This is a genomic window from Mesorhizobium sp. P2_E9 (assembly GCF_056403815.1).
In genome coordinates this window covers 182,442-195,956 of the sequence record NZ_JBFUET010000007.1, presented here as the reverse complement: position 1 = coordinate 195,956, position 13,515 = coordinate 182,442, and the positions used below count along the sequence as shown (strand labels likewise).

Below are 13,515 nucleotides of genomic sequence, written 5' to 3'. Positions count from 1 at the left end.
GGACGCGCTGACGCGAGTCCGGTACCGGAAAGGGGCCTAGGCCCCGTAGTTTCGCTTCTGGTCGAGCATCACGGCGCCGACGATGAGGGCGCCCTTGAGGACCTGCTGGTAGTAGGATTGGATGCCCATCAGATCGAGGCCGTTGTTCATGACACCTATGATCAGCGCGCCGATCAGCGTGCCGGTCACCCGGCCGACGCCTCCCGACAGGCTGGTTCCGCCAATCACCACCGCCGCGATCGCGTCGAGCTCATAGGCAATGCCGGCCTGGGGGAGCGCGGATCCGGTGCGGGCGCTGAGCAGCATCCCGGCGAAGCCGGCAAGGCCGCCGGAAATGACATAGACGAGGAACTGGATGCGGGTGATGTTGATGCCCGAGGTCCTGGCCGCGTGCGGGTTGCCGCCGACGGCATAGATGTAGCGGCCAAAACGCGTCCGGTTGAGGATCCACCACGACACGGCGAAGACGACGGCAAGAATGAAGACCGGCGCGGGTATGCCGAAGACGTCGCCGGTGCCGATCCAGCGGAAAGCCGGCGTCAGCGCCGGAACCGGACGGCCGCCGCCATAGATGAGGGTCATTCCGCGCGCCGCCGAAAGCATGCCGAGCGTCGTCACGAAGGCCGGCACCGAGAAGCGCGACACGATGAGGCCTGAAATCGAGCCGCAGGCAATGCCGACCAGCAGGCCGATAGCGAGGCCCAACGCGACCGGATAGGGCGCGCCGGCGATGCCGGCGGTCGCCGAAGTGGTCATGAAGCTGGCGCTGACGATGCCCGCGAGCGCGACGACGGAGCCGACCGAGAGATCGATGCCGCGGGTGAGGATGACGAAGGTCATGCCGATGGCCAGCACACCGTTGATAGATGTCTGCAGCAGCACGTTGGAGATGTTGCCGGCCGTCAGGAAGAACTCGTTGGAGACCGAGAGCACCGCCACCAGGATCAGGAAGGCAAGGAAGATGCCGTACTCCTGGATCAGCAGCCGGCGCTGCTCGGAACCGAGCCAGCCTTGCATCGTCTTCTTGTCGCCAACCGACATTCCTGGCTCCTTTGCCGCCGAACCCTGTTCAGGTCGATAGGTGGACGAGTGATTGCGCATCCGTTTCCTCCCGCCTGAAGATTCCGGCGCTTCTGCCGGCCCGCATCACCATGATCCGGTCCGAAATCCCGAGAACTTCATCGATCTCGGAAGAGATCATCACCACCGTGCCGCCGGCGGCGGCGAAGTCGCAGATGATCCGGTAGATTTCACGCTTGGCGCCGACATCGACGCCACGGGTGGGCTCGTCCAGCAGCAGCACCTTCGGGTTGCGCAGGAACCACTTGCCGAGCACCACCTTCTGCTGGTTGCCGCCCGACAGGCCGGAGACCGGCATGGTGTCGCGCGCCGCCTTGATCTGAAATCGCTCCCGCATCCGGCGGCTTGCTTCCGCCTCGCGTGCCCCGTCCATGGCAAAGGCCGGGCTCATCTCGGGCAGGCTGGCCATGCAGATGTTGGCGCGCACGGAATCGGAAAGATTGAGGCCGGTCAGCTTGCGATCCTCGGTGACCAGCGCCAGGCCATGCGCCATCGCATCCGCCGGCTTCGAGATGGCGACCGGTTTTCCGTCGATGGCAATGGTTCCGGCCGAAGGCCTGTCGAGCCCGAACAGGCAATTGAAGATTTCCGTCCGTCCGGCCCCCATCAGTCCGTAAATGCCGAAGATCTCGCCCTTGCGCGCTGAAAAGGAGATGTCCTCGATCTTGTTCGGGCAGTTCAGCCCGGCAATTTCGAGTCCGGTTTCCTCGGTCGGCGTGTTGGTCTTGACGTATTCCTCGGACAGTTCACGGCCGACGATCATGCGGATCAGGCCGGGCCGGTCGATCTCGGCAAGTTCCCCGCTGCCGACATAGGAACCGTCCCGGAAGACCGTGTAGGAATCGGCGACCTGGAATATTTCCGACAGGCGGTGCGACACGTAGACGATGCCGCGGCCCTGTCTTTGCAGGCGGCCGATCGCGGCAAACAGGTGCTGTGCCTCCCGCTCGCCGATCGCCGACGTCGGCTCGTCCATGAAGATGACCTCGGCGTCGTGGCTGAGCGCCTTGGCGATCTCGACCAGCTGCATCTGCGCGACCGAGAGGTTCATCATGTATTGGGTGGCTCGAATGTCGAATTCGAGATCGTCCAGAAGCTTCTGCGCGGCACGGTTCATGGCGCGGAAATCGATGCCGCCGAACCGCGCCTTGGGCTCACGGCCGAGATAGATGTTCTCGGCGACCGTCATGTGGGGAACCGGGCTCAGTTCCTGCTCTATGATGGCGATGCCCGAGGCCAGCGCGTCGGCGGGGCTGGTAAATTCCACGTCCTTGCCGCGACGGCGGATTGAGCCGGCATCGCGTTTTTGGATGCCCATCAGAATCTTCAGAAATGTCGATTTGCCGGCGCCATTGCCGCCGCAGAGCGCGTGAACCGTGCCGGCACGAAGCTGAAAGCGGCCGTCGCGCAAGGCGGCGACGCCACCAAAGGACTTCTTCAGCCCTTCCACTTCGAGCAACAGCTCCACCATCGTCCTCCCATGACTTCGGCTATCCCTGTCGGACGCCGATCGGCACATGATCTCCCGCCCAAATGCCAATACTGACAATAGTCAAGTTGCAATCGACAAATGTCAAGCTGCGCGCAAACTTTAAAATTTGGCGACCGGAGGCGATGCGCTGGATTTCAGAAAACCGTGAAAAAACAAATGATTATCGCGGCCGTCCCAATTCGTGGCCTGCCCGACAAGTGATGGCGTTCACGGAATTGTTCCGCCGATGATTCACGGGGGAAGGGCCAAAAGCACCGAGCCGCAAGCCACGTTTGTGGTTCGTGCGGGATGGTCGGTTTAACGGAGAAGACTCTGCCGAAACAGGTTGAAGGGCAGGGCGCCACGATGACGCCGTCCCATGTCCAGGACCGGCACGAAGGCCACGCCTTCAGCGTAGGCGCCTGCCTCGTCGTCTCATCTGGTGCCGCCTTGCCACGAGGTGTGGCGTCCGTCGTCGGAGCGGCTGGGGACCATGCCGCGCTAATCCGCCCCGATATTGTCTACGCCTCGATTTCGAGAGCCGACAACGGCTTCGAGCAACAGGCGAGGATGAAGCCGTCGTCGATCTCGTGATCGAGGATGCCGCCATTGTGGCTCATCTCGACGGCGCCCGAGACTTTCTTCACCTTACAGGTCCCGCACAGGCCGAACTCGCAGGCGGCCGGGATCCTCACTCCCGAAGAGCGCGCGGTCTGCAGCACGGTCTGGCCGGCGACGCACTCTGCGTCGACATCCGAAAGCGCGAAGCGGATCGGTGTTTTGGCTTCGACCGGAACGGCAGCATCGTCATCAGCCGGCAATGCGAACGGTGCCGGGATTTCCTCCACCGCGGGCGCGGCAAAGCTCTCCTGGTGGTATTTCGTCATGTCGAAGCCGGCGGCATCCAGCATGCCGCGCACGGCGCGCATGAAAGGGTCCGGACCGCAGCAGAAGATCTCACGTTCACGGAAATCGGGCGCCAGCAGCGGCAGCCGGATGGCGTCGATGCGGCCCATATGGCCGTACCAGCCCTCGCGGCTCGACCGCTCCTCTATCATGAAGCCGAGCGACAGGCCCGGCATATGGCCGCCGAGCAGTTCGAGCTCCTTGCGGAAGATGATCTCTTCGGCTCGCCGCGCGCAGTTGACGAAGCCGACATCGGTCCATGGCGCGCAGTCATTCAGCCAACGCAGCATCGACATCATCGGCGTCACGCCCGAACCGGCCGAAATGAACAGATATTTGGCCGCCGGGTGGCTGTGCAGCGAAAAGTCGCCCGCTGGCCCGTAGGCCTTGACGTGCGAGCCGGGCTTCAGGTGATCGAACATCCAGCGCGTGCCGATGCTGCCGGCCTGCGCCTTCACCGTCACTGCGATCGAGAATGGCCGCGATGGCGACGACGACAGCGTATAGGTGCGCATCAGCGGCCCGTCTGACGTCGGCAGCTCCAGCGTCACGAATTGACCTGGCTTGTACCGGAACCAGGTCTGGTTGTCGGAGCGAAAGGTGAAGGTCTTGACGTCAGGCGCTTCGTCGCTGACGCCGATCACTTCCAGCACCTGCAGCCTGTCGTTCCAGGGCGCCATCTGGTCGAGATGGCGATAGAGCCCAAGATCAGTCATCGCGTTCATCCCTCTGATCCTTCATTTTCGCGCATGGCGTAATCCCAAAACCGCGGAACACTTTTGGACGCCATGCGCTAAGCGACACTACGCAGCGCCGGCCGGCCATCTCCGACAAGGCGCGGGCCAATGAAGCGGGCGTACCAGTCGACGAACTGGATCACGCCGCCCTCATGCAGCTCCGAATAGGGGCCGGGTTCATAGGCTGGCGACAGGATGCCGAAGGCGTTTTCCTCGACGATGCGGCGGTCCTGGTCATTGGTCTCGGTCCAGACATGGGTGAGCTCGGCAAGATCGTAATCGACGCCCTCGACCGCATCCTTGTGGACCAGCCATTTGGTCGTCACCGCCGTTTCCGTGGCGCTGATCGGCAGCACGCGGAAGGTGACGGCATGGTCGATCAGGATATGGTTCCAGGTCGTCGGATAGTGATAGTGCATCAAGGTGCCGATACGGTCGGCCGAGACGCTGTCGGAGAGGTTCTTCTTCACCGCCCGCTTGCCGGTCATCGTGTAGCTGACAGCATCGCGCAGCAGCGGCGCGCGGGTGGCGCGGTATTGCCCGGCCGGGTCGATGCGGAACTTGCTCGGCAGGCCGGCTGCTTCGCACTTGGCCCAATGCGCCAGCATCTCCGGATCGCTGTCGGCGCCTTGCACGCCGGTCACTGTCGGGGCTTCCGGGAAGGTCTTGCACAGTTCCGGGTGATTGCCGGCGCAGTGATAGCACTCGCGGTTGTTTTCCCAGACCAGCTTCCAGTTGCCCTTCTCGACGATCGTGCTCTCGAAGGCGATCTTTGCTTCGCTCAGGCGGTGCGGCTTGAGGTACGGTTCGATCATCGCTCGCATCGGCGCGAAGTCGGCGGGCTCCTTGGCCAGGCAGATGAAGATGTAGCCGGCCACGCTTTCGCAGGCGACCGGCTTCAGGCCGAACTGGCTCTTGTCGAAGCCGTCGGCCATCTGGCGTGCGAACAGCAGCCTTCCGTCCAGCTCGTAGGTCCACTGGTGATAGGGACAGACCAGCTTTGCGGCCGTGCCCTTGTCGGTGTTGCAGACGCGGCTGCCGCGATGGCGGCAGGAATTGTGGAAGGCATTGATCTTGCCCTGCTGATCGCGCACCAGCACGACCGGATAGTCGCCGATCTGTACGGTGATGAAGCTGCCGGGCTTGGGCAGTTCGCAATCATGGCCGATGAACAGCCAGTCGCGATACCAGATCAGCTCCATGTCCAGCTTGAAGAAATCGGGATCCGTGTAGAAGGGCTGCTCGAGCGAGAATCCGTCCCTGCGGCCGTTCAAGAGCCTCAGCATGTCGTTGCGCGTATCCATGTCCTGTCCTCTTCGTTCGCCGCATCGGCCCGAAATCGAAATCGATTTCGGACAGCACGGTGCGCAAATTCAAAGCCTTGGAGCGTACTTTGTGCGTCCAAGTGGACGCACGTCGCTCCAATGACTGACTATGGTGGTGATTGAGGAAGGATCGGACGCAAGCCGGTGAAAACCGCGCAAGCATCATCCGCCTCTTGACCGCCCACCGCGATCAGTCGAGTCTAGAAATCTCGGGCTGGTTTCCGGGCTCTGGAGTTGTCCTTGCGGACCATCGCGACACCTTCCCAGGCTTTTCGCCCAGTGGTCTCCCGTTGCGACTTGAACTCCACCACCGTTGCGGGGGCAGCGCCGGATTCTGACCGGCTTCCCAATTCTCCACTCCATCGTCACGAAGCGGCACCTGAGATGGCATGATCTAATCACGACAGCGCTTGCGACATCGGCATGAAAGCGACATCGCATCCATGTGGCGCGACACGCATGCACAACGCCCGGGTCAAGAACCGCGGTCACGAAAATCGTCGCGGTGACGGCTGAACGCTGAGCCTCCGGACAGTTGGTGATCGCAGCGTTGGCTTTAGCTAATATTTTGATATCAAAAAGAAAAATGTCCGACGTAGAAGGCCTTGGTACAATTTCAAGTGGTGGATACTTGGTCCACACGGAACAAACTTCGTGATTGGAAACGGCCAGCTGGCTTTCCCACATCGGGGCTGTCCGAACGACGCGATTTTAATCCCAAGACACGCCGCTAGACGGACGGAAAAAATACTGGAGTACCCAAAATGAACAAGATTGTTCTCACTGCCGCCGCCCTTCTGGCCATCTCCGGCAGCGCCTTCGCAGGCAGCGACAATTACGGCTCCAATGGCGCCAACCAGCCTGCCGCGACTTCGGTTGACAATTCGCGCACGGCTTCGATCCGTGAAAGCGGCTGGCCAGTCTACAAGCTGCTCAATTCATCGGGCGACGTGCAGAAGTCGATCCCTCAGAGCAGCGACCGGGACCACTTCGGCAACCACTAACAGCCGAAACCAATTCCAAAAAAGAGCGGCGGGCCATGCCCGCCGCTTTTTTATGCCGTCGAGACGGGTTCTGTCTTAAGCCGCTTTTGCTTCCGGCTTCTGGAGTGCGAAGGAATGTCCGTCCGCATCGAAGATATGCAGGTCCTCGGCATTGGCACTCAGCCGCAGCGTCGAGCCGCGCTTGACCTCGACATTTCCCGGCAACTTGGTCACCAGCGGCAGGTCGGCGCGGCCAATGTCGACATAGACCAGCTGGACCTCGCCGAGCTGCTCGACATAATCGACCGTTCCCTCGAACAGATAATCCGCGCCGGTGGCGACGATCAGGTCCTCCGGCCGCACGCCGAAGCTTACGGCCGCACCCTTCGCCGAGGCAGGCGTCGCAATCGGCACCGTAGCCTTGCGCCCGCTGACATGGCTGACGACGGTCGGGTTGCCGGTCTTGTCGATCGTCGCCGGCAGGATGTTCATGGCTGGCGAGCCGATGAACTGGGCGACGAACAGATTGCCCGGCTTCTTATAGAGATCCATCGGCGTGCCGACCTGCTCGATATGGCCGTCCTTCAACACCACGATGCGGTCGGCGAGCGTCATCGCCTCGACCTGGTCGTGGGTGACGTAGATCATGGTCGTGTTGGGCATCGATTCCTTGAGCTTGGCGATCTCGATACGCGTGGCGACGCGCAGCGCGGCATCAAGGTTCGACAGCGGCTCGTCGAACAGGAACACTTTCGGATTGCGCACGATGGCGCGGCCGATGGCGACGCGCTGGCGCTGCCCGCCCGACATCGCCTTGGGCAGCCGGTCGAGATATTTGGTCAGCTGCAGGATTTCGGCGGCCTGCTTCACGCGGCGGTCGATCTCGGCCTTGTTCTCTTTGCCGATCTTCATCGAGAACGCCATGTTGTCGTAGACGGTCATGTGCGGATAGAGCGCGTAGGACTGGAACACCATGGCGATGCCGCGCTTGGACGGCGGCACGTCATTGACCACTTCGCCGTCGATCTTCAACTCGCCCGACGTGATTTCCTCGAGCCCGGCGATGGAGCGCAGCAAGGTCGACTTGCCGCAGCCCGACGGACCGACGAAGACGATGAACTCGCCCGATTTGATATCGAGGTCGATGCCATGGAGAATGTTGAGATTGCCGTAGGACTTCTTCACTTGTCTCAGATTGACATCGGCCATTGGTTTCCTCCAGTGATTTCCTCAAAGATTTCAGTCGATGCGCCCGAACCAGGCGCCGTAGCCGCCAAGCTCGATCGAACCGGGGCTCGCTTGCCCGGAAAACCCGTGTCCCGGCAAAGGTTGCAGTGATCGGTTGCCAAGGTCAACCTTGGCCGGCTTGGCGCCGAGGTTGAAGACGCAGACGATCTGCTCGTTGCCCGCCCGGCGCGTGAAGGCAACGGTGTCGCCCTCGCTTTCGATGAAGGTGATATCGCCCTTGGCCAGTGCCGGATGGGCGCGGCGGAAGGTGAGGAAGCGCCGATAGTGCTCGAGCAGCGAAGCCGGGTCGCCCTGCTGGACATTGACCGCTTGCGCCAGATGCTTGGCCGGCACCGGCAGCCAGGGCTTTGCCTGGGAGAAGCCGCCATTCTTGGCGCTGCCATCCCACACCATGGGCGTGCGGCAGCCGTCGCGGCCCTTGAATTCCGGCCAGAAGCGGATGCCATACGGATCCTGCAAGTCCTCGAAGCGCAGATCCGCCTCGCCAAGCCCGAGTTCTTCGCCCTGGTAGAGGCAGACCGAGCCGCGCAGCGACATCAGCAATGCCGAGATGACCTTGAGATAGGCGATCGGGTCGGCTTCGCTGGCGGCCCAGCGCGAGGCCGGGCGCATCACGTCATGGTTGGAAAAGGCCCAGCACGACCAGCCGTCGCTGGCGACCTTGCCGAAGGCTTCCAGCACCGAGCGGACCTTGTCCGCGCTGATCTTTTCCGGCGCCAGGAAGTCGAAGGAATAGCACATGTGCACGCGCTTGCCGCCGGCGGTATAGGCGGCCACGACCTCCAGCCCGCGCTGCGAATCGCCGACCTCGCCGACAGCGGCGGTCGCCGGATAGTCGTCGAGCAGGGCGCGGAAGCGTTCGAGGAAACCGAGGTTTTCCGGCCGGCTCTTGTCGTAGATATGGTCCTGATAATTGTAGGGATTGACCGCCGGCGCGGTCTGGTCGTTGCGCTCTTCCGGCGGCAGCGGCGGATTGTTCTCCAGGCCCTGGCTGTGGAAGTAGAAATTGATCGTGTCGAGGCGGAAGCCGTCAACGCCGCGTTCCAGCCAGAAGCGGGTGACGTCGAGCAGCGCGTCCTGGACTTCACGGTTGTGGAAGTTGAGGTCCGGTTGCTCGGCCAGGAAATTGTGCAGGTAATATTGCTGCCGGCTGGTGTCCCACTGCCAGGCCGACCCGCCGAAGATCGACAGCCAGTTGTTGGGCGGCGTGCCGTCGGGCCTGGCGTCCGCCCACACATACCAGTCCGCCTTGGGATTGGTGCGGCTCGACCGGCTTTCCTTGAACCATGGATGGCTGTCTGCCGTGTGCGACAGCACTTCGTCGATCATCACCTTGAGACCCAGCCGGTGCGCCTCCGCCGTCAGCGCATCGAAATCGGCCAGCGTGCCGAACATCGGGTCGACGTCGCAATAGTCCGAGACGTCGTAACCGAAATCCTTCATTGGCGACTTGAAGAAGGGCGAGATCCAGATGGCATCTGCGCCAAGCGAGGCGATGTAGGGCAGCCGCCCGATGATGCCCTTGAGGTCGCCGATACCGTCGCCATTCGAATCCTGATAGCTGCGCGGATAGATCTGGTAGATGACAGCGCCTCGCCACCAGTCGCGGTCGACGGCGAGGTCAGGGTTCGAACTGGCTTTCAAAGCGGATTGCATTGTCTCAGCCTCCTTTCACCGAACCGGCAAGCAGTCCGCGGACGAAATAGCGCTGCAGCGAGAAGAACACGATCAGCGGCACGATGATGGTCACGAAGGCCGATGTCGTCAGAATCTCCCAATCGCCGCCGCGTGAGCCAAGCAACGCGTTCAGCTTGGCCGTCAGCACGATCTGGTCTGCTTCCGTACCAAGGAAAACCATCGCCACCAAGAGATCGTTCCATACCCACAGGAATTGGAAGATGGCAAACGACGCCAGCACCGGGAATGACAGCGGCAGCACGATCTTGACGAAGATCTCGAAATCGCTGGCGCCGTCGATGCGCGCCGATTCCATGATCTCGCGTGGCAGGCCGGCGATGTAGCTCCTGAGCAGGTAGATGGCGAAGGGCAGACCGAAGCCGGTATGCGCCAGCCAGATGCCGAGATAGGTTTTCGATGGTACGCCGAAGAAAGTGCCGACGCCGTTGTAGAGCTTCAACAGCGGGATCAGCGACATCTGCAGCGGCACCACCAGGAGGCCGATGATGACCGCGATCAGCAGCGCACGACCGGGAAAACGCATCCAGGCCAGTGCGTAGGCGGCAAAGGCAGCGATCAGGATCGGAATGACGGTCGCCGGAATGGTGACGGTCAGCGAGTTCATGAACGAGCGGCCGATGCCTTCGGAAAACAGCACGGTCTTGTAGTTGTCGGTGGTGAATTTCGGCGGTGCCGACGAGGCATAGTAGACGCGCTGGCCGCGATCGCCTTCGAACGCCTTGGGCGAGGCCATGACGAAGCTGCCGTCGGCATTGAGCAGCAAGGTGACGCCGTCGCCGAGATCGGCTGTCGTGCCGGCGGGATATTGCGTCGGTGCCGCCGACTTGACGCCGAAGGCGCTGATGCTGCGCTTGGCGCCGTCGCCGAAGATGTTGCCCTCGAGGACGAACTTGCCGTCCTTCTGGACTTGCGTCGAGGCGGCTGGCAGGCGACCGGCTTCGGTCTGGATGGAGCTGGAGAAGGAGTTCCACCAGCCTGAGGCGATGATCTGGTCCTTGACGCGCAGCGAGGAGACCAGGATGCCCAGCGTCGGGATGGTCCAGATCGTAACGAAGACTAGCACCGCGATGTGGACGCCAAAGCGGCTGGCGAAGGACTTTCCGGTCGCGACGGCCATCTCAATGTCCTCCCGTTTCTTTGTTCGCCTGGCGGATGTTCCAGACCATGATCGGAATGACCGCGATCATGATGATGATGGCGATGGTGGCGCCGCGGCCGAAATCACCACCGCCGCGGAACATCCAGTCGAACATCAGATTGGCCAGCACCTGGCTGTTCCACTGTCCGTTGGTCATGGTCAGCACGATGTCGAACACCTTGAGCACCAGAATGGTGATCGTGGTCCAGACGACCGCGATGGTGCCCCATATCTGCGGCACCATGATTTTCCAGAAGATCTGGAACGGATTGGCGCCGTCGATGACGGCGGCTTCCAGCGTCTCTTCCGGAATGCCGCGCAGCGCCGAGGACAGGATGACCATGGCAAAGCCGGTCTGGATCCAGATTAGGATGATCATCAGGAAGAAATTGTTCCAGAACGGCAGCGATATCCAGACCTGCGGCTGGCCGCCGAAATGCTGGATGATGGCGTTGAGGATGCCGATCTGGGTCTGGCCGTCGCCGCGATACTCGTAGATGAATTTCCAGATCACGCTGGCGCCGACGAAGGATATGGCCAGCGGCAGGAAGATCAGGCTCTTGGCGATCGTGCCCCACCAGATCTTGTCGGTGAGCACGGCGATGATCAGGCCAAGGAAGGTGCAGGCGGCGGGCACGACAGCCAGCCACAGCACGTTGTTGAGGATCGAATTGCGGAACTCACGGTCGCCCAAGGCCCATTGATAGTTGGCCAGGCCGACGAAGTTGACGCCGCCGCGATCGAGGAAGGAGAGCCGCAGCGTCTCGACCACGGGGTAGATGAGATAAATGGTCAGGATGATCATCGCCGGACCGACGAACAGCCAGGGCCGGACCAGGCCTTGCCGGCGAAGATTGTCGATAGCAGCAGTGCCGGCGACGCCGCGCGACGGGAATATCAGGTCGACCAGTTTGTTGGCGCCCCAAAAGTAGGCGACGCAACCGCCGACGCCGACGATGATGACAAATATGGCCGAGAAAATCTGAGACGCCATGCATTCCTCCCCTGCGCATGATCCGGCGAGGCTGAAGTGACCTCGGGACTAGGCGCCGATTCAGTTGTTTGGAGTGCAATCGGCCGCGAAAAATATTTCACATGCGGATTGCGCTTCACGTCGATGCGCTCATGACGAAAAGTTGCGGCGCGGGCCGCCGTGAGATCCGGGCCGGTAAGGCCCGGATCCATGCGAGAACTATGCTCGTCCCGAGTCCGGCCAGCCGCCTACTTGATGGCGTCCCAGCTCTTCTGGATGTCGGTGGCGACATCCTGCGCGGACTTGCCGCCGACCAGGTCGATCATGCCGGTCCAGAACGCGCCGGCGCCGATCTTGCCCGGCATCAGGTCGGAACCGTCGAAGCGGAAGGTCGAGGCATTGGCAAGGATATCGCCCTGCTTCCTAAGCGCGTCGCTGGCATAGGCATCCTTGTTGACCGACTTGAACGGCGTCACGAAACCGCCCTGGGCCATCCAGATTTCATGGGCAAGCGGCATCTTCAGGAATTCGATGAACGCGCGCGCACCCTTGGAGTCCTTGGTGATCATGGCGAGCGTGCCGGCGCCAAGCACGGGCGTGCCGAGTTCAGGCTTGGAGGCATAGGGCGGGAAATAGAAGAAGTCCGCGTCCTGGCCAACCTTGGTGCCTTCCGGGAAGAAAGTCGGGATGAACGATGCCTGATGGTGCAGGTAGCATTTTGGCGGCACCGAGAAGAGGCCCTTCGGGCTGTCGCGGAAATCGGTCGCCGCAACCGCCTTGGCGCCGCCATCGACCATCTTGTCGTTGGTCGCGATCTTGCCGAAGATGTCGATGGCGTTGACCACCGCCGGATCGTTGAACGGAATCTCGTTCTTCACCCATTTGTCGTAGACTTCCGGCGGCTGCGTGCGCAGCATCAGGTCCTCGACCCAATCGGTCGCCGGCCAGCCGGTGGCGCCGCCCGAACCGAGCCCGATGCACCATGGCGTGCCGCCATCGGCGATGATCTTCTTCTCGAGGTCGGCGAGTTCTTCCTGCGTCTTCGGAACAGTGTAGCCGGCTTCCTTGAAATTATCCGGCGAGTACCAGACCAGCGATTTCACGTCGGCCTTGTAGGGAAAGGCGAAGAAGCCTGGCTTGCCGTCCTTGTCCTTGAAAGTGCCGAGGTCGACCCAGGACTGGCCAGCGCCGTAATTGTCCTTGACCCATTTGGCGGTGTCGTCGCCGAGCGGTGTTAGCAGGCCCTTGGACGCCAGGTCCTGGATCAGGCCCGGCTGCGGCAGCACGGCGATGTTTGGCGGGCTACCGGCCTGTGTGTCGATGACGATCTGCTGTTCGTAATTTTCCGACGAGGAGTATTTGATCTCGGCGCCGGTCGCTTCCTGGAAATATTCAAGAACCGTGCGGATCAGGCCTTCGTCCTCGCCGCGCCAGGGTCCGAAGATGGTCAAGGTTTCGCCCTTGAGATCGACTTTCTTGAGCTCTTCGTAATTTGCCCAGTTGAAGCGCTTGTCCTCACCCGGCTTGAACTTCAGTTCGGCATGCGCGGGCGCGTTCAGGGCGAACGTGGCAAACGCAGCGCCCAGCAAAAGCATTTTCTTCATCGGTATTCCCTCCCAGTGGGTCACATACACCGGACGGAACCTCCATTCCGCCCGCCGACGCTGCAGGACTGTGACTCAGTCGCAAGGAAACCGCAACCTTTCGAAGAGTCTTCCAAAGCGCTTTGGCTTTGCTGATCTCGCCATTGATTCACTCAAGAGTCAAGAGGGGGCAGTGGCTAATCGATTTAAGCTTGAGCATTTTGTGGACAAAAAGTGCACTGCAACATGCTTTTATGGCGGCGCAGCAGTAATTTCTGTTTCAAACTCGCGCAAACCGAGCTTATGCTTGGCACTGGTATGACCACGCCCTTGTGGCGCTTGGGTCGATTCAATTTAAAAGCGCTTTGAGGAA

Annotated in this window: 10 protein-coding genes and 1 riboswitch; of the genes, 1 reads left to right on the top strand and 9 read right to left on the bottom strand. The window is 61.5% G+C overall.

Features of this window, described 5'->3' with window-relative positions; genetic code table 11:
* Positions 1 to 36: 36 nt before the first annotated feature.
* The 4 genes from AC1D05_RS14405 to AC1D05_RS14390 all read right to left on the bottom strand — a co-directional run bounded on the left by AC1D05_RS14405 (position 37) and on the right by AC1D05_RS14390 (position 5,498).
* A complete protein-coding gene (locus AC1D05_RS14405) occupies positions 37 to 1,041 on the bottom strand; it encodes an ABC transporter permease (protein ID WP_477441428.1) in 1,005 nt (334 codons plus the stop codon).
* A gap of 28 nt (positions 1,042 to 1,069) precedes the next feature.
* A complete protein-coding gene (locus AC1D05_RS14400) occupies positions 1,070 to 2,548 on the bottom strand; it encodes a sugar ABC transporter ATP-binding protein (protein WP_477441632.1) in 1,479 nt (492 codons plus the stop codon).
* Positions 2,549 to 3,072: 524 nt separating this feature from the next.
* Complete coding sequence (locus AC1D05_RS14395; protein ID WP_477441630.1) at positions 3,073 to 4,173, bottom strand: FAD-binding oxidoreductase; 1,101 nt, start codon at positions 4,171 to 4,173, stop codon at positions 3,073 to 3,075.
* A gap of 77 nt (positions 4,174 to 4,250) precedes the next feature.
* Complete coding sequence (locus tag AC1D05_RS14390) at positions 4,251 to 5,498, bottom strand: aromatic ring-hydroxylating oxygenase subunit alpha (protein WP_477441426.1); 1,248 nt, start codon at positions 5,496 to 5,498, stop codon at positions 4,251 to 4,253.
* Between the two features lie 216 nt (positions 5,499 to 5,714).
* Positions 5,715 to 5,917, bottom strand: a riboswitch (cobalamin riboswitch).
* 366 nt (positions 5,918 to 6,283) lie between these two features.
* Between AC1D05_RS14390 and AC1D05_RS14385 the strand changes: the two genes are divergently transcribed.
* Positions 6,284 to 6,523, top strand: coding sequence for a DUF680 domain-containing protein (locus tag AC1D05_RS14385; RefSeq protein WP_477441425.1), 240 nt, complete (start codon positions 6,284 to 6,286; stop codon positions 6,521 to 6,523).
* A gap of 75 nt (positions 6,524 to 6,598) precedes the next feature.
* On the opposite strand, the gene AC1D05_RS14380 is transcribed toward AC1D05_RS14385, so the two are convergent.
* The 5 genes from AC1D05_RS14380 to AC1D05_RS14360 all read right to left on the bottom strand — a co-directional run bounded on the left by AC1D05_RS14380 (position 6,599) and on the right by AC1D05_RS14360 (position 13,163).
* Positions 6,599 to 7,711: an ABC transporter ATP-binding protein gene (locus AC1D05_RS14380; RefSeq protein ID WP_477441423.1), complete on the bottom strand. Its 1,113-nt coding sequence runs from the start codon at positions 7,709 to 7,711 to the stop codon at positions 6,599 to 6,601.
* Positions 7,712 to 7,741: 30 nt separating this feature from the next.
* Positions 7,742 to 9,406: a beta-galactosidase BglA gene (bglA, locus tag AC1D05_RS14375; protein WP_477441421.1), complete on the bottom strand. Its 1,665-nt coding sequence runs from the start codon at positions 9,404 to 9,406 to the stop codon at positions 7,742 to 7,744.
* 4 nt (positions 9,407 to 9,410) lie between these two features.
* Positions 9,411 to 10,565 (bottom strand): carbohydrate ABC transporter permease, encoded by a 1,155-nt coding sequence (locus AC1D05_RS14370; protein WP_477441419.1) that lies wholly within the window; start codon positions 10,563 to 10,565, stop codon positions 9,411 to 9,413.
* Position 10,566: 1 nt separating this feature from the next.
* Positions 10,567 to 11,580 carry a carbohydrate ABC transporter permease gene (locus AC1D05_RS14365; RefSeq protein WP_477441417.1) on the bottom strand — a complete coding sequence of 338 codons (1,014 nt, stop codon included), beginning with the start codon at positions 11,578 to 11,580 and terminating at the stop codon, positions 10,567 to 10,569.
* A 227-nt stretch (positions 11,581 to 11,807) separates the two neighbouring features.
* Positions 11,808 to 13,163 carry an ABC transporter substrate-binding protein gene (locus AC1D05_RS14360; RefSeq protein WP_477441415.1) on the bottom strand — a complete coding sequence of 452 codons (1,356 nt, stop codon included), beginning with the start codon at positions 13,161 to 13,163 and terminating at the stop codon, positions 11,808 to 11,810.
* Between the last annotated feature and the right edge of the window lie 352 nt (positions 13,164 to 13,515).

Coding starts and splice junctions, on each gene's coding strand:
- AC1D05_RS14405 (WP_477441428.1), bottom strand. CDS start 1,041: ATGTCGGTTGGCGACAAGAAGACGATGCAAGGCTGGCTCGGTTCCGAG.
- AC1D05_RS14395 (WP_477441630.1), bottom strand. CDS start 4,173: ATGACTGATCTTGGGCTCTATCGCCATCTCGACCAGATGGCGCCCTGG.
- AC1D05_RS14390 (WP_477441426.1), bottom strand. CDS start 5,498: ATGGATACGCGCAACGACATGCTGAGGCTCTTGAACGGCCGCAGGGAC.
- AC1D05_RS14385 (WP_477441425.1), top strand. CDS start 6,284: ATGAACAAGATTGTTCTCACTGCCGCCGCCCTTCTGGCCATCTCCGGC.
- AC1D05_RS14380 (WP_477441423.1), bottom strand. CDS start 7,711: ATGGCCGATGTCAATCTGAGACAAGTGAAGAAGTCCTACGGCAATCTC.
- bglA (WP_477441421.1), bottom strand. CDS start 9,406: ATGCAATCCGCTTTGAAAGCCAGTTCGAACCCTGACCTCGCCGTCGAC.
- AC1D05_RS14370 (WP_477441419.1), bottom strand. CDS start 10,565: ATGGCCGTCGCGACCGGAAAGTCCTTCGCCAGCCGCTTTGGCGTCCAC.
- AC1D05_RS14365 (WP_477441417.1), bottom strand. CDS start 11,580: ATGGCGTCTCAGATTTTCTCGGCCATATTTGTCATCATCGTCGGCGTC.
- AC1D05_RS14360 (WP_477441415.1), bottom strand. CDS start 13,163: ATGAAGAAAATGCTTTTGCTGGGCGCTGCGTTTGCCACGTTCGCCCTG.